Annotated in this window: 13 protein-coding genes; 3 read left to right on the forward strand and 10 right to left on the reverse strand. The window is 73.1% G+C overall.

Annotation, left to right across the window (positions count from 1 at the left end):
* Window positions 1-17: 17 nt before the first annotated feature.
* Window positions 18-4418, reverse strand: a complete 4401-nt coding sequence (locus tag PVK74_RS01030) for a S8 family serine peptidase (protein ID WP_274477942.1) — start codon at window positions 4416-4418, stop codon at window positions 18-20.
* A 261-nt stretch (window positions 4419-4679) separates the two neighbouring features.
* Here PVK74_RS01030 and PVK74_RS01035 point away from each other — a divergent pair, with 261 nt between their 5' ends.
* Window positions 4680-5234 carry a winged helix-turn-helix domain-containing protein gene (locus PVK74_RS01035; RefSeq protein ID WP_274477943.1) on the forward strand — a complete coding sequence of 185 codons (555 nt, stop codon included), beginning with the start codon at window positions 4680-4682 and terminating at the stop codon, window positions 5232-5234.
* Between the two features lie 209 nt (window positions 5235-5443).
* Window positions 5444-8674 carry an Ig-like domain-containing protein gene (locus PVK74_RS01040; RefSeq protein WP_274477944.1) on the forward strand — a complete coding sequence of 1077 codons (3231 nt, stop codon included), beginning with the start codon at window positions 5444-5446 and terminating at the stop codon, window positions 8672-8674.
* Between the two features lie 64 nt (window positions 8675-8738).
* On the opposite strand, the gene PVK74_RS01045 is transcribed toward PVK74_RS01040, so the two are convergent.
* The 3 genes from PVK74_RS01045 to PVK74_RS01055 all read right to left on the reverse strand — a co-directional run bounded on the left by PVK74_RS01045 (window position 8739) and on the right by PVK74_RS01055 (window position 11504).
* Window positions 8739-9785 (reverse strand): zinc-dependent alcohol dehydrogenase family protein, encoded by a 1047-nt coding sequence (locus PVK74_RS01045; protein WP_274477946.1) that lies wholly within the window; start codon window positions 9783-9785, stop codon window positions 8739-8741.
* A gap of 475 nt (window positions 9786-10260) precedes the next feature.
* Window positions 10261-10980: a hypothetical protein gene (locus tag PVK74_RS01050; RefSeq protein WP_274479337.1), complete on the reverse strand. Its 720-nt coding sequence runs from the start codon at window positions 10978-10980 to the stop codon at window positions 10261-10263.
* 5 nt (window positions 10981-10985) lie between these two features.
* Window positions 10986-11504 (reverse strand): SigE family RNA polymerase sigma factor, encoded by a 519-nt coding sequence (locus tag PVK74_RS01055; protein ID WP_223201141.1) that lies wholly within the window; start codon window positions 11502-11504, stop codon window positions 10986-10988.
* 121 nt (window positions 11505-11625) lie between these two features.
* Between PVK74_RS01055 and PVK74_RS01060 the strand changes: the two genes are divergently transcribed.
* A complete protein-coding gene (locus PVK74_RS01060) occupies window positions 11626-12420 on the forward strand; it encodes a DUF3152 domain-containing protein (protein ID WP_274477947.1) in 795 nt (264 codons plus the stop codon).
* Between the two features lie 62 nt (window positions 12421-12482).
* Here PVK74_RS01060 and PVK74_RS01065 read toward each other — a convergent pair whose 3' ends face one another.
* The 6 genes from PVK74_RS01065 to PVK74_RS01090 all read right to left on the reverse strand — a co-directional run bounded on the left by PVK74_RS01065 (window position 12483) and on the right by PVK74_RS01090 (window position 16134).
* Window positions 12483-13310, reverse strand: a complete 828-nt coding sequence (locus PVK74_RS01065; protein ID WP_274479338.1) for a DUF72 domain-containing protein — start codon at window positions 13308-13310, stop codon at window positions 12483-12485.
* Between the two features lie 29 nt (window positions 13311-13339).
* On the reverse strand, window positions 13340-13969 hold the full coding sequence (locus PVK74_RS01070; protein WP_274477948.1) for a hypothetical protein: 630 nt from the start codon (window positions 13967-13969) through the stop codon (window positions 13340-13342).
* The gene (locus tag PVK74_RS01075) at window positions 13966-14142 is read right to left on the reverse strand and encodes a hypothetical protein (RefSeq protein WP_274477949.1); all 177 of its coding nucleotides are present in this window, start codon (window positions 14140-14142) and stop codon (window positions 13966-13968) included. The genes PVK74_RS01070 and PVK74_RS01075 overlap by 4 nt, the downstream gene beginning before the upstream one ends.
* The gene (locus PVK74_RS01080) at window positions 14139-14303 is read right to left on the reverse strand and encodes a hypothetical protein (protein ID WP_274477950.1); all 165 of its coding nucleotides are present in this window, start codon (window positions 14301-14303) and stop codon (window positions 14139-14141) included. Before PVK74_RS01080 ends, PVK74_RS01075 begins: the two co-directional genes overlap by 4 nt.
* A 95-nt stretch (window positions 14304-14398) precedes the next feature.
* Window positions 14399-15004 (reverse strand): peptide chain release factor H, encoded by a 606-nt coding sequence (gene prfH, locus PVK74_RS01085; protein WP_274477951.1) that lies wholly within the window; start codon window positions 15002-15004, stop codon window positions 14399-14401.
* Window positions 15001-16134: an RNA ligase RtcB family protein gene (locus PVK74_RS01090; protein WP_274477952.1), complete on the reverse strand. Its 1134-nt coding sequence runs from the start codon at window positions 16132-16134 to the stop codon at window positions 15001-15003. The genes prfH and PVK74_RS01090 overlap by 4 nt, the downstream gene beginning before the upstream one ends.
* Window positions 16135-16174 lie beyond the last annotated feature (40 nt).

Below are 16174 nucleotides of genomic sequence, written 5' to 3' on the forward strand. Positions count from 1 at the left end.
CTCATGTGTGTTTCGGGTCAGCAGCGGGTGGGGGAGAGGGTGAAGTCCTCCACCGTGGGCGTGCTGCTGTTGATCTTCGTTTGGCGCGTCTGGGGCTTCCAGCCGTCCTTCGCGACGATCAACGTGAGCGGGTTGTTGCGCCGGTCCATCCAGTAGGCGTACCGGCCCTGGGCGTCGGTGGTGAAGGTGTAGGAGTTCGCCCAGGAGTCGACCTGCACGGTCACGCCCGCCAGCGGCGCCGTCGCGCCCTGGCAGCTCTTGCCGGAGACCGTGCCGGACAGCTTGCCCCAGGTGTTCGGCGGCTGCGCGATCATGGTCACCGCCACCGGCTCCACGGTGTACGGCGTGTCCTCCTTGATCGCCACCGACGCCGAGTACGTGCCCGGCTGGTCGACGTTCGCCGTCATCGTGAGGGTGACGGTGACCTTCTCACCGGGCGCCAGCGTGACCTTCGACTTGTCGACGGTCAGCCAGCTCACGTCGGCGGCGGCCTCCGAGCACTCGGAGAAGCCGGGCAGGACCTCGCTGTCCTTGGTGGCCGTGAAGCTGCCCGACGAGCCGCCGATCTTGTAGAACCCGCAGGCCGCGCCGCCCCGGTAACGGGGGGTGTTGGCGTTGGGCAGGTTCGCCCACGAGTTGGTCGCCGGGTCGAAGGCGAAGCCGGCGTTGGTGATGGCGCCGCCCTGCGACCCGCCGACGACCAGCAGCTTGCCGTTCGCCACCGCGTACGAGGAGGCCCAGCTGTCGGCCGGCGCGTCCGGGATGGCGGTCCAGGCGTTCGCGGCCGGGTCGAAGGCGTACCCGGCCTTCTGCGACGTGGTTCCGTCGTTGCCGCCGGTGCAGTAGACGGTGCCGTCGATCCCGCCGCAGGACAGGAACGCCACCGACTTCGGGTACGCGGGCAGCGTCTCCCAGGCGTCCGCGCCCGGGTCGTAGCGGACCACCGAGTTGGACATCGGCGTGCAGCTGGCGGTGGTGCAGCCGCCGATCGCGTACAACTTGCCGCCCGCGACCGCCTGGCCGGCCGCCGAGCGCGGCGCCGGGTTGTCGGCCTTGCGGGTCCAGGTGTTCGCCGCCGGGTCGTACGAGAAGGTGGCGGCGTCCGGTCCGGCGGCACCCCAGCCACCGGTGGCGACGATCTTCCCGTCGAGCACGCCGACCGTCATGGCGTTACGCGCGCCGGGCAGGTCGGCGATGCCGGTCCACGCCTGGGCGATCGGGTCGTACCGGTAGTTCTTGGCGCTCGACGTGGTGCCGTCGCCACCGGCGATGGAGTAGACCTTGCCGTCGACGCTGACGACCCGGTTGTCCATCACGTTCGACGGGTAGCCCGGGATGGTGGTCCACGGGTCCGCCTGCGGGGCCGCCGCCGCGCCGATGCCGGTGGACGACTTGCCGGACGAGCGGGCCGCGAACGACGTCGCGGCGGTCAGCCGCTGGACCGGCGCGCCGGTCGAGCCGAGCAGCGCCTGCTGGGACAACTGGGAACCGTCGGCCCGTTGCAGCACGAACCCGCCGTCGCGTTCGCTGAACTCGGCGTTGACCGGCGCCCCGCCGGTGTTGGTCACGGTGAACGTCTTGCTGACCTTCCCGCTGGGCATCCGGACCGTGCCGGTGATCGAGGTGGGCTTCACCGACAGCCGGCCGGCGGCGAGCTGGAAGTTGGCCGCGGTGGCCCAGTCCTCCTCGACCGTGACCTGCTTGGTCTGGCTCACGTAGTTGCCCGCGCCGGCGGTGAACGGGTGCTTGCCGGTCAGCGACGAGAACATCCAGTAGAAGCCGTCGGGCAGTTCGGTGTCGTCAGGCGTGGCCACCGTGGTGGCCTTCTCCGCCGGGCGGTCCTTGCTGGTCACCGTGGCGCCGTTGACGTAGCTGTTGTCGTTCTTGTCGCGGACGTGGCCGAGCACCAGGCCGCCCTTGACCGGCTTGCAGACGAGCGTGCTGCCGATGAGGACGTTGTCGACCTGCCACCACCATTCCCAGCTGGCCTCGTAGTAGTGGAAGCGCACCCGCACCTGCGACTGGCCGGCCGCCTGCGGGATCGGCACCTCGGTCACCCGCGGGCCGCGTACGTCGGCGGCCTGCCGCAGCACGTTGCTCCAGGTGGTGCCGCCGTCGAGGCTCAGGTCGACGTCCGCGCGGTCGCTGTTGAGCCAGTTGTAGTCCTGGTTGAACCGGATCACCGGCGTGGTCACGCCGGTGAGGTCGACGACCGGGCTGACCAGCGAGGTGTCCTGCTGCCCGCCGCTGCCGTAGTTGTCGCTGTCGATGATGGCGAAGTTGCCGCTGCCGCCGGTCAGGTTGCCGCGTTCACCGGCGTCGGTGAACTCCCAGACCTGGCCGGTGCCGGCGTTGTCCACCACGGTCCAGCCGTCCGGCACGCCGGTGCCGTCGAACGTCTCGTACTCGCCGTCGGAGCTGACGGTGTAGCCGGGGGCGGTGGTGCACGCCTCGGGGTTCGCCTGCACCGCGATGTTGGCGACGGCGTTGCCCGAGCCGACGGTGACCTCCTTGGTGGTGGTCAGGTAGCCGGCGTACTGCGGCTCGACAGTGAGCCGGTAGGTCGCCCCGGACGGCAGCGACAGGCTGTAGCGGCCGGTGGTGGGCGTGGTGTAGTCGGAGATCGGCGTGCCCTCGACGCTCACCTTCGCGTACAGCGGCCAGCCGTGCCCGGACCCGTCGGTGACCTGCCCGCTGACCGTCACGCTCGCCACCGCGGTGAGCGCGACGTCAAGCGTGGTGGTCGTGTTCGCGGTGACGGTCGCGGACAGCGTGCGCGTGGCGTACCCGAAGGTGGAGACGACGACCTGGTAGTCGCCGGCCGGCAGCAGCGAGGAGTACGTGCCGTCGGCGCCGGTGGTCAGCGTGCGGTCCGCCGCGCCGGACAGCGTGACGGTGGCGCCGGCGATGCCCGCGCCGGTGGCGGCGTCGGTGACCTTGCCGGCCAGCGTGCCGTTGTCCCCGATCGGGGCGGCGGCGAGCAGTGCGAGCGCGTCCAGCCGGCCCTCGCCGTAGACGTTGTTGTCGTCGGTGGTGCCGCCGCACTGGGTGTCACCCTTGTCGATCGCCGCGTCGTCGAGCAGCGCGCGGGTCGCCGGGACGTCGCCGACCAGGGTGGGCGCCGCCGACCAGAGCAGCGCGATCGCGCCGGCCAGGTGCGGCGCCGCCATCGAGGTGCCGCTGATGCTGGCGTACGAGTTGGTCGGCACGCTGGAGCGCACGTTGACGCCGGGCGCCGAGATGTTCGGCTTGATCTCGCCGTTCTGCCCGGTGCCCCGGGACGAGAAGCTGGCGATGTTGTTGTTGACGTCGTACGCGCCGGCCGAGTAGTTGCTGGCCAGGCTGCCCGGCGAGCCGCTGGTCTGGCAGGACGGGCCGTTGTTGCCGTTGGACCAGACGCCGAAGATGCCGGACGCGGTCCAGGCGTTCGTGACGTCCTCCATGAACGGCTCGTTCGACGGCGTCCTGGTGCCCCACGAGTTGTTGATGATGTTCGGCCGCTTGCTGGCGTCCGGGTTCTGCCCGTTGAGGTCGGTGGGCTCCAGCATCCACTGGCCGGAGGAGACCAGCGCGGCGTCGGACGGGCAGCACCCGTTCGCGGCGATCCACTTGACCTCGGGGGCGACACCGATCTGGTTGGCCCCGTCGGCGCCGGCCATGGTGCCCATGGTGTGCGTGCCGTGGCCGTCGGAGTCGCACGGCGCGGTGGCGCACTCGTCGGCCGCGTCGAACCAGTTGTAGTTGTGGTCGAAGGTGCCGTCACCGTTGTTGCCGCGGTACGAGTTCACCAGCGCCGGGTGGTCGAACTGGACGCCGCTGTCGATGCTGGCCACCGTGATGCCGGCGCCCTTGACGCCGTACTGGGACCAGACGTCGTCGGCGTTGATGTTGGCGATGCCCCACTCCAGCGCGTTCGCCGACTTCTCGTCGGTGCCCGGGATGGTCTCGGGGAGCTTGTACTCGATCGGCGCGTACAGGCCGTCCACCTCGGAGTGGGCGGCGAAGTTCTGCGCCATGGTCAGCGAGCCGTCGGTGACCTTGATGGCGTTGGTGGCCCAGAAGCTCTGGTACTTCGTGCCCGAGCGGTCCAGCTCGGCGCGGATCTTGGCCTGGCTCTCCGCGGCGGTCTTCTTCAGCGCCGCCGCGACGGCGGCGCCGCGCTCGTTCCAGTCCTTGATCGCGGTGGCCTTGCCCAGGTCCGCCTTGCCCGAGAAGTGGATCCAGAAGTCGCCCTCGCTCTTGCCCTCCAGCTGCCGGGTGAGTTCGGGGCGGATCTTGTCGCCGGCCGACGCGCCGGTACCCGTGCCGGCCTGTGCTCCAGTGCCGGTGGCGGCCAGCGCGGTCGCGGCGAGCACCAGGGCGGCGCCCGCGCTCACCAGCCGCCGGGCCGGGCCCCATCTGTGTGGACGTCTCAGCATCGGTGCTGCCTCCTGTTCCGATGACCCGCTGATGATCGAGCCATGGCAGAAGGGCCAGGAGACGCGCTCTCCCGACTGGTCGCACCGGTATTACCAGAACCCCCCAGGCCCCCTAGGTGTCCGTGCGGGTCTACGCCGGTCACCTGAATGGACACTATGATCGACATGAGGGAACGATCAATGACCGTACGTGAGCAACATGTCACCAACAGGCCCCCGGACCGGATGGCTTGTTGACAGTTTTTGTCACGGTGGGGCGCGGTGACGACTGACGGCACGAACGCGGCGAACTCCGGCACCGAGCCGCCGGAGCGGCCCTTCTCGCTCGTCATCGGCGTGACGTTGTCCCCGGCCGAACGGCTGCGGCTGACCGAGCTGCTCGACGGCGTCGCGCCACTGTTGATGGTCGCCGATCTGGACGAGCTGCGCGAGTTGATCACAGCGGACGCGCCGGACCCGGCCGGCGCGCCGGGTCCGCCCGTACCCGAGCCGAAGCCCGCGCCGGACGGCGCGCTGGTGATCGACGCAGCGCGCTCCACCGCCCGGTGGGGCGACCGCGAGACCGCCCTGACCCGGCTGGAGCGCGACCTGCTGACCTGCCTGACCGCCGAGCCGGTACGGGTGTGGAGCTACGCCGAGCTGCACCGGGCGGTCTGGCGCGACGCGCCGACGCACGGCCGGGCCGACGTGCAGTCCCTGGTGAAGCGGTTGCGACGCAAGCTCGACGAGCTGGGCACCGGCGTCACCATCGCGGCGGTACGCGGTGTCGGCCTGCGGCTCACCGACCACCGCCACCCCCGGGTGCGGGGCGACTGACCGCTGCGGCGGCCGGACGGCGGCACGGGTGACCCGATCGGAGGAGCGGGCCTGCCGGTGTGGCCGGAATTGATGGCGACCGGTCGATTACCGGTGCGGCACGTATCGCGAAATGTCTTTGCCTCCTACGGTGGCGTCCGGCACGCGGACGGAGGGACCCGGGAATCACCCGAGGGGGGCCGTCCCGGCGGACAGGGAGAGTCATCTCGATGCGAGTTTGGAGTCGCGCGGTGGCGGTCATCGCCGCCGGCGCGGTCGTGGTGGTGGGCGTACCGGCGCTCGCCGGCACCGTCGTCGTGCGGGACGCCGGCGCGGCCGGCCGGACCGGCGCCCAGGCGACCGGGAGCAGCGCCGCGCTCGGCGCCGCGCGTACCACCGCCACCCGGGCGCTGGTCACCCCCGGGGACACCCGGCTGATGCCGACCACGCCCCGCACCGACACGCCGCGGATCACCAACGGCGAGATCACCGACATCGAGGTGATCGGCAACCGGGTCTTCATCGCCGGCACGTTCACCTCGATCGCGAACGTCGGCGGGTCCGCGATCGCGCAGAAGTCCCTGGCGTCGTACAACCTGGACACCGGCAAGGTGGACACCGCGTTCAAGCCGGTCATCGACGGGGCGGTCACCGCGGTGGAGGCGTCACCGGACGGCTCGTCGCTCTACATCGCCGGCACGTTCAACACGATCAACGGCGTCACGAAGCGCAAGATCGCCCGGCTGAACCCGACCACCGGCGCGCCGATCGCCGCGTTCACCGCCACCGCCAACGCGCGGGCCACCGCGCTCGCGGTGAGCGGCAACGCGGTCTACGTCGGCGGTCAGTTCGCGACCGTCAACGGGGTCAGCCGCAGCGGCCTGGCCGCCCTCAACCCCACCACGGGCGCCGTCGACACCGGCTTCAACCTGCCGCTGACCGGCGGCATCGGCGTCGGCGGCATGCTCACCGTGCAGCAGCTCAAGCTCACCCACGACCGCAGCAAGCTGCTGGTCGTGCACACCGGCCGCCAGATCGCCGGCCAGGACCGCTACGGCGTGGCCCTGATCGGTACGGCCAGCAAGGCGCTGCTGCCCTGGCGTACCCGGCTGTGGGAGGACAACCTCTCCTTCGTCGGCGGCATCCAGCGCGTCTTCGCCGGTGACATCGCGCCGGACGACTCGTACTTCGTGGTCACCAGCGGCTCCGGCGGCGACCGGCCGCCGATCAACGACACCGCCATCGCGTACCCGCTGACCGGGAACGACCACGTCGAGCCGCTCTGGATCTCCCGGCACTTCGACAGCATCTACTCGGTCGCGATCACCGACACCGCCGTCTACGTCGGCGGGCACTTCAGCTGGCAGGAGTCGCCCACGTCGAACGTGCCGTGGCCCGGCCTGGACAACGTCGGCTACGGCACCGGCCAGGGGCTCAGCGGCTACGGCCTCGGCGACCAGGTGGTCCGCCGCGACCACCTCGGCGCGCTGGACCCGCTCACCGGCACCGCGCTGGAGTGGAACCCCGGCTCCAACTCGTACGAGGGCGAGAAGGCGATGATCGCCACCTCGCGCGGCCTGCTCGTCGGCGGTGACGGCAACGTCAAGGGCGGCAAGACCACCGGCCGGGTGGCCTTCTTCGACCTCTCCAAGGAGCCCGCGCCCGCGCCGCTGGACACCACAGTCACCACGCCGATCGAGGGCGCGGTGAAGCCGGCCGGCGAGGAGTTCACCATCAGCGGCCAGGCGCTCGCCCCCGCCGGAGTGGCCCGCGTCCAGCTGGAGATCCAGGACCGCAACAGCGGCAAGTACCTCCAGGCCGACATGACCACCTGGGGCGCGTTCAAGGCGATCAACACGACGCTCGCCGCGCCGAACGCCACCTCCACCACGTGGAGCCTGCCGGTGACGCTGCCGGCCGGCGTCTACCAGTTGCAGGCCAAGACGTTCGACCGCAACGGTGCCGGCGACACCACAAAGGCGGTCAAGAAGATCGAGACGTTCCGCTTCGACGACCTGCCGCCGTCGACCCGGATCAGCTCACCGTCGGCCGGCCTGCTCGCCACGCAGACGTTCGTGGCCTCCGGCACCGCCACCGACGACAAGGGTGTCAACTCGCTGATCTACTCGTTCCGCACGCCGGACAACAGGTACCTGCAGGACGACGGCACCGTCGCCGCCGTCTACAACACGTTCCGCGGCGAGCCGGACGTGATCGGCGCGACGTCCACCACCTGGCAGTACGAGGTCACGCTGCCCACCGAGGGGCAGTGGAAGATGACCGCCACCGCCGTCGACACCACCGGGCAGAGCGACCTGCGCGGCGACACCCGCGACTGGACCGTCTCCGCCAACGGCGTACCGCCCACAGTGGCGATCACCTCGCCGGTGGCGATGACCCCGCCGGGCAACCCGGCGCCGCTCACCGTCGCGCCCGGCGGCACGATCACGTTCGCCGGCACGGCGAACGACGACGACGCGCTCAAGTCGGTGGAGATCTACCTGCGCAACAACACCACCCGCGAGGCGCTGGCCAGCGACGGCACCTGGGGCGCCGACTCGGTCGCCGGCTACCACCGGATCTCCCCGGCCAACCTCGACGCCGCGACGTTCGACTGGTCGTTCACCACCGTGCCGCTGACCCCGGGCGTCTACGACTTCCGGGTACGCGCCACCGACAAGCTCGGCCTGACCACCTCCAGCAACAACATGGGCCGGCTCACCGTCACCGCTCAGGTGCCCGGCGACGCCTTCCCCAACGGGTTGCTCAGCTTCACCGGCACCAACCAGGACATCGACCAGCTGCACCTGGACCTGGCCGGCACCGCCACCGACGACAAGGGCGTACGGGCGGTCCGGATCGCGCTGCGCGACCTGGACACCGGCCGGTACGTGCAGCCAAACGGCACCATGGCCGCCGCGTTCGCCACTGTCGACGCGACGCTCGCCTCGCCCGGCGCGACCAGCACCGCGTTCACGCTCTCGATCGACCTGCCCACCCGGGGCACGTACAGCGTCGAGGCGTGGGCCGTGGACACCGCCGGTCAGCAGGACAACTCGACAAGCGGCGCGACCGCCCGCTACCTGGTCTACCCGGGTGACACCGACCCGACGCTGGAGCCGAGCATCACGCCGGTCGAGGGCCAGGCGTACACCGGCGGCCGGATCGTGATCACCGGCCGGGCCGTGGACGACGGCGGGATGCAGAAGGTCGAGGTGCAGATCGGCAACAGCGCCGGGCAGGGCATGAACTCGGCCGGCACGTTCGGCCGGGCGGGCGCGCCGACCAGCTGGCCGTGGATCGCCACGTTCCTCACCAGCCCGGGCTCGCCGGGGTCGAACTTCGCGTACACGTCGCCGGTGATCCCGGCCGGCACGTACACGGTGACGATCCGCGGCATGGACAACCGGGGGCAGTACCAGCAGCCGCCTCGTACCGTCACGGTGACCGTCACCGACTGACCGGACGGCCTCGCGGGCCGGTCCGCGCCGGGTCTCCCGGCGCCGGGCCGGCCCGTGCCCGTTCTCAGGGCTGGATCAGGCACATCCCGGCAACGGCCGGCCGGTGCATGGTGGCCAGCGCGTCCGGCGCGGCGTCCAGGTCGATGGTGCGGGTGACCAGGTCGGCCGGGCGCAGCACCCCGGCGGTGACCAGCCGCAGCATCTCCGGGTACGCGTGGGCCGGCATGCCGTGGCTGCCGAGCAGCTCCAGCTCGTACGCGATCACCAGGTCCATCGGCAGCGCCGGGCGGCCCTGCGCGGCGGGCAGCAGCCCGACCTGCACGTGCCGGCCGCGCCGGCGCAGGCCCTCGATCGACGCCACGCAGGTGGCGTGAGCGCCCAGCGCGTCCAGCGACAGGTGCGCGCCCCCGCCGGTGGCGTCCCGGATCGCGGCGGCCACCTCGGCGGGACCGCCCAGCGTGCTCGCGTCCACGCAGACGGCGGCGCCGCTGCGGCGGGCCAGTTCCAGCGCGCCGGGCGACACGTCCACCGCCACCACCCGCGCCCCGCTCGCCGCCGCGATCATCACGGCGGACAGGCCGACGCCGCCGCAGCCGTGCACCGCCACCCACTCACCGGCGGCCACCCGGCCCTGCGCGATCACGGCCCGGAACGCGGTGGCGAACCGGCAGCCGAGCGCGGCGGCGGCCGCCTCGTCCAGCTCGTCCGGCAGCCGGACCAGGTTCACGTCGGCGTGCCGTACCGCGACCAGCTCGGCGAACGAGCCCCAGCCGGTGAAGCCCGGCTGCGTCTGCCGCTCGCAGACCTGCTGGTCGCCCGCGAGACACGACGGGCACCGCCCGCACGCGCAGACGAACGGCGCGGTGACCCGGTCGCCGGGCCGCCAGCCGCGTACGTCCGCGCCGGCCGCCACGACGACGCCGGCGAACTCGTGCCCCGGCACGTGCGGCAGGCGGATGTCCGGGTCGTGGCCCTGCCAGCCGTGCCAGTCGCTGCGGCACAACCCGGTAGCGCCGACCCGGACGACCACCCCGTCAGGCGCCGGCACCGGATCATCCACCCGGCAAACCTCCGGCCGCACCCCGAACCGCTCGAACACCACAGCACGCATGCCCCCGATCCTCACACCCCCACCCCGCGCCCCCTCCCGCCCCCTCCCCGCTCCCGCGATCTTGCACTTGCGGGCCGGTAGATGTCCTGAATGCCCCATCTGACCGGGCGGAAAGTGCAAGATCGCCGGCGAGGGCCGGTGCCAGCCTCGCCTGCCCGTCCCAGGCGCGTCGGGTCTCCCATGACCCGAGATCCGTGGTCCGTATCCCGGGAGCAGTCGTAGATCTTGGTACGAGAGCGCCCCCATGGGGGCCGTTTCGTACCAAGATCTACGGGTGGCTCGGGGCGCCGAGGCGAGGGAGGGCGCGCGGGGCGGCTCGAGTCGGCGAACCAGGGAGCTCGGGGCGGGATGGGCTCTCACGCCCGGCCCCTCCCTTCCCGGTGATCAAGGAGTTTGTGTCCTTGTCGGGGCGGTGCCAGTCCGCAAACTCCTTGATCAACGCGCAAGACGCGGGGGAGGGAGCGGGCGGGTGGGGTTACAGGCGGTGGCCCTGGGGGTCTCGGGCGGTGATGCCGTCCAGGCGGGTTCCCGGAGTCAGGGTCTTCGGGTCGAACCAGAAGATCACCACCTGGGGGTCCTCGCTCCACCTGGCCAGCTTCGCGTCGACCTGCCGGCCGTCGACTGTCCCGACGATGCGGGCCGCCGGCCCGACGAAGTAGCCGAACGTCGGTATCGACGTGTCGGTGGGCGCCCGCTGCTGGTCGTACCCGATCTCGTGGAACCCGGCCCGGCGGTCGCTGCCGGACACGTCGTTGAGCAGGAAGTCGGAGGTCAGGTGGCCGTCCGGCGCGCGGCGGCCGGCGACCAGGCCGATCGTCACACGCGGCAGTTCCGGCACGTCGATCGGGACCATGAAGAACACGCGCGCCTCGGCGCCGTACCGGATGCCGCTGTCCACGACGGTCCCGAGCGGCTGTAGCGGCGACTGGGTCGGGGCCGGCGCGGCCGTCGGCGTGGGCGCTGGAGGGCCGGCGGACGCGGTGGCGGCCGGCTCCCCGCCCGGGAGGTTCGGCGGGCCGGGCCGCGTCGCCACGGCCTCGACGCCGAACGCCACGGCGAGCACCGCCGTCATCGCCGCCACGGCTGCGCCGGCCCGCCGTCGCCGGCGCAGCCGCCGCCCCCGGCGCATGATGTCGTCGAGGTCCAGGCCGTCGGCCCGCTCGGTCGCCCGCATGGCCCGGCGCAGCTCGTCCATCTCGGTCACCGGCACGTCTCCTGCGGTCGGGGCGCGGACAGGCCGGCGGTACGCAGCTTCTCCAGCGCCCGGGACGAGGTGCTCTTGACGGTGCCGACGGACACGTCGAGTTCGCGGGCCACCTGGGCCTCCGGCAGGTCGAAGTAGTGACGCAGGACGACGACGGCACGTTCCCGCGCGGTGAGCGTGCCGAGCGCGGTGACCAGCCACCGCCGCGTCGCCACCTCCTCGGCCAGGTCGCCGCCGCTTCGCTCCGGGAGGTCGTCGCTCGGGTACTCGCGGATCGGCCGCCGCCAGGTGTCGACGAGGTGGTTCACCAGCACCGACCGGGCGTAGCCGTACGGGTCGCCGTTGCGGATCCGGGACCACGACGCGTACGTGCGCACGAGCGCGGTCTGCGCGGCATCCTCGGCGTGGTGGTGGTTGCCGGTCATGAGGAAGGCGGCGTGCGTCAGCCGCCCGGAGCACGCCCGCGCGAACTCGACGAACTCCGCGTCACCCCGGGCCATGCCGGTCCTCTGCACCTCTCACCCCGGTAGGGACGTGCGGGCAGCGGAAAAGGTTGAGTCCTCGCCGCACCAACTTTCGCGACGGGCCACCCGTCCTCATCCCCGTGCCCCCGACCGGGCACCGAGGGGAGTCGAGATGACCAGGACCGTGGACCGGACACGCGGTGGCGCGGCGGTGTTCGCGCTGGCGGTGGCGCTGGCCGGCTGCACACCGGCAGTGGCCGACCAGCCCGCAGCCACGCCGTCCGAGCCGGCCGGGCCGTCCGCTGCCGCGCCGGCCGCGTCGGCGGCGGCGCCCGTCCGGCCCCGGCCGGCGCGGATCGGCTATCCCGCCGAGGGCGGCAACCGGTGGCGGTTCGCCGCCGCCGAGCCGGCCACCACAGGGGGTACGGGCCGGCTGCTGCGCTACCGGGTGGCGGTGGAGCGCGACATCACGGGTCTGCCAGCGGCCGACTTCGGGGCGCAGGTCACCGGCATCCTCGCCGGCCCGGGTGGCTGGACGACCGACGGGCGGATCGCCCTGCGTCGCGTCGGCGCCGACGGGCCCGCCGACTTCACCGTCTACCTCGCGACCCCCGGTACGCGCGACTACCTGTGCGGGGACGGGCTGGACCGGTACACGTCCTGCCGCAACGGGAACCGGGTGGTGGTGAACGTGGCCCGCTGGGTACTCGGCGCGCCCGCGTACGGCAGCGACCTCGCCGCGTACCGCCGGTACGTGGTCAACCACGAGGTCGGCCACCGCCTGGGTCACGGGCACGAGCGCTGCCCGGGGCGGGGCCGCCCGGCGCCGGTGATGCAGCAGCAGACGCTCGGCCTGCACGGCTGCACCCCGAACCCGCTGCCGTTCCTGCGCGGCGAGCGGTACGCGGGCCGCTCCGGCGTGTACGACGACCGCCTGCCCCCGCCGGAGGGCGGCCGGCCGGGCTGAGGTCCGGGTCCGCGCGGCCGGGCACGCGCAGCCCGGCCGCGCAGGCGGACCCACGCCGGCGCTCAGAACAGCGTGGCCGGGCCGACCGGCTCCGGCTCCGGCAACGGCGCGAGCCCGGGCACGCGCTCGCGGACCTGGTCGTGGAAGCGGCGGGCCAGCTCGGGCGCGTCGGCGTTGTCCGGCGTGTGCACGAACACCGTCGGCGAGCGGCCCTCCCGCAGCCAGCCGGTGACCACGTCCAGCCACGGCTGCCAGCCCTCGACGGTGCGGGCCGGGTCGTCGCGGCCCAGGTAGCGCACGATCGGCCGGTCGGTCAGCGCCCGGGTACGCAGCGGCAGGCGCGGTTTGCGCGTCCACGCCTCCCGCTCCGCGTCGCTGGTGGGCGGCGTACGGAAGAACGCGGTGGTGTCGAACGGCACCCACTCCGCGCCGTGTCGGTGCAGCGTGGCCTCCAGCGCGCGTACCGCGCCGGGCTCGGTGAAGAAGGCGGGGTGGCGGACCTCGACGGCGTACCTGTGGGTGTCGGGCAGCGTGCGCAGGAACCGGTCGAGGTCGGGCACGTCGCCGGGGCCGAACGAGCCGGGCAGCTGGATCCAGAGCGCGTCCGCCCGGGGACCGAGCGGCTCCATCGCGTGCAGGAACGCCCGTAGTTCCGCCTCGCCGCCGGTGAGCCGGCGCTCGTGCGTGACCGCCTTCGGCAGCTTCGGCAGGAAGCGGAAGGCCGGGCCGGTCTGCTCGGCCCAGGACGCCACCGTCTCCCGGGCCGGGGTCGCGTAGAACGTGGTGTTGCCCTCGACGGCGTCGCACCACCCGGCGTACGCGCGCAGCCGCTCGTGTGCGGGCAGCGGATGCGGCAGGAAGCGGCCGGACCAGGACCTGTGCGTCCACATGGCACAGCCGACGTGCAGGCGCAGCCCGGTCACCGGTAGGGCCAGCTCGTCGAGCCGCCGCGCAGCGCCGCCTCCCGGTTCCACTTCCGGGTGAAGTACAGCGCGAGGCAGCCGAGCCCGGCGAACACCGGGGCGAGCAGCATGAGCAGCAGTCCGGCGCCGAGCCGGAACCTGTCGCTCTGGATGCCCTCGGCGGTGGTCAGCGCGAACGCCTCCGCACCGGCGCCGGTGCAGCTCACGAAGTCGGTGCCCATCCAGCCGATGCCGTCGGTGGCCAGCACCGGAGTGAACTGCCGCGGGTCGCCGCGGTCGCGCATCACCGCCGCGGTCCCCTCGGGCCGGGCCCCGGTCAGCTCCCTGGTCCGCTGCTCGCCGGTGGAGTAGACCCGGCTCTTCGCGGTGCACCGCACGGTGGCGGGGTCGACTGTGGCCGGGGTGGCGAGGATCAGGATGTTGCCGGGGCGTACGCCGGTGTCCCGCACCTTGATCTCGGCGCCGGGGGCGAACTCGGCGGCGGCGGAGAAGGTCGACGCGGCCGCGAACGGACCCGTCTGGGTCAGCAGTGCCAGGCCGAGGAACCCGGCCAGCAGGAACCCGCCCGCGCCGACGAAGATCCACATGGCGACCACGGCGCGGAAGCGCCGCACGAGCGGGCTCACCGGACGCGGTCCATGTCGCAGGCGCCGTCGGTGACCTGCCCCGGGTCGGAGGAGTACACGCTGCGCTTGGCGTCCGGCACGGACAGCTGCACGCAGAGCGCCGACGCGTCGTTGTCGGTGACGAACGTGACGACGCCGACGCCGTCGTAGTCCCCGACCGACAGGTCGCTCACGCCCCGGGGAACTGCCCGGTCTCCTGCTTGACGGACACGGCCTCGCGCATCGCGTCGCGGAGGTAGGTCTCGGGATCGGTACCGGCATCCCCGCCGCAGGCGGCGAGCGAGAGAACCCCTGTCGCCAGCGCCGCCGTCAGACCGGTCCTTCTCCGTCGCATCCGTCCTCCTCGCGCTCGCGCCGCGGCGGGCCGGGGCCGCCCGGTCGCCGCGACCACGGTAGCCGGGCCGGTCAGCGACGTCGGATCGGGCCGCGTCAGGGCCGCTCCACCCGTACCGGGTCGCCGCGCACGAGGTCGTCGTGGATCCGCCAGCGGGCGTCGACGCCCGTGCGCCGGGCCGCCTCGTCGTCGGCGGCGATCCGCTGTCGCAGCAGCTCGACCGCGATCCGGCGGTTGAGGTGCAGGTGCCGTTCGGTGTCCACCACCACGGTCCGGCCGGACGGGCGGTGCGTGGCCCGGACGGCGGTGCTGGCCTTGTTGCGGTGCTGACCGCCCGGCCCGCCGGTGCGGCACGGCACGAACTCGACGTCCGCCTCGTGGAACGGCGTGACCACCACGTCGGTCCGGCACGGGCGCGCGGTGACGTACCAGTTCTTGCGCCCGTGGCCGGTCCGGTACGGGCTGGGCGCCTGCCAGCAGAGCGTGCCGGTCCACCCGGCCGCGAACGCCTCCGCCCCGGCGCCGCTGATCCGGACCAGCACCGACCGGTAGGTGCCGGCCCGGTCGCCGGGCACCGTCTCGACCCGCGCGGTACGCAGGCCCCGCCGGGCCGCCTCGGCCTCCAGGCGGGACAGCAGCCGGGCCAGCGCCCACGCGCACTCGGCGGGTCCGCGCCCGGCGGACAGCAGCAGCTCGGTCACCGGCGGCCCTTGCGGCCCACGTCCGGCGTCTTGTAGGTGACCAGCGGAACCGTCGTGGTGATCGGGGTGGCGAGGTCGTGCGCCACCAGGTCGCCGACGACCTGCTCGATGCGCTTGTACGCGGTGGGCGCCTCCTCGAACAGCAGCTGCCGGTCGCCGCACACCACGATCGAGCCGACCGGCGTACGCCGCAGCTCCTCGACGGTGTGCTTGGCCCGGCCCCGGCGCAGCGCGTCGGCGCGCGACATCTTGCGCCCGGCGCCGTGCGCCACCGAGTAGCCGGCGTCCGGCCCGGCGTGCGCGGCCACCAGATAGGAGGGCGTGCCACGGGTGCCGGCGATCAGCACGTCCCGCCCGTCGCCCGGCGCCGCGCCCTTGCGGTGCAGGTAGCGCCCGTCGCGGATCTCGACCAGGTTGTGGCACTGGTCGACGACCGGCTCGGTGGGTTCGGCGCCGAGCGCGTACGCGACCCGCGCGGCCAGCAGCCGCCGGTTGAGCGAACCCCAGCGCACGGCCGCGTCGTGCCGGGCCAGGTAGGCGTCCGGGTCGGGCGCGGGACCGGCGCCGTGCGTCTCGGTGTGCTCGCGCAGGATCCGTTCGCCCAGCCCACGTGATCCGGAGTGCACCACGAGCACCAGGTCACCGGCGTCCAGCCCGAGCCGCGTGGCGTGCTCCGCCGCGAGGATCGGCCCGACGCGGGCCAGCTCGACGAAGTGGTTGCCGCGCCCGACGGTGCCGAGCCCGTCGAGGTGCCCGGCCGGGATGTCGCCGTCCAGCACCGACCACGCCGGGTCGTCGGCGTCCGGGTCGAGCGCCCGGTCCAGGTCGGGGAACCGGGCCGCGAGCCGTTCCGGTACGACCCGGCGCAGCGCGATCGGGAACACCGCGATGCCGCACCCGATGTCGGAGCCGACCAGGAACGGATACAGCACGGTCGAGGACATCGCGGCGCCGATCGGCGCGCCCTTGCCGGGGTGCAGGTCGGGCATGGCGGCGACGTGCGCCATGCCGTCCAGGGCGGCGACCTGACGGCACTGGTCGAGCGCGGCGGACTCGATCCAGCTGCCGGGGGAGGAGAAGACGGAGACGGTGGCGGGCACGACGGCCCTCCCGGAGGGGTACGCGGACACAGACGCTCGTTTCTGCGGAAAGGAGAAGCGGGAACGGCAG

The organism is Micromonospora chalcea, from assembly GCF_028768405.1.
GTDB lineage: Bacteria > Actinomycetota > Actinomycetes > Mycobacteriales > Micromonosporaceae > Micromonospora > Micromonospora chalcea.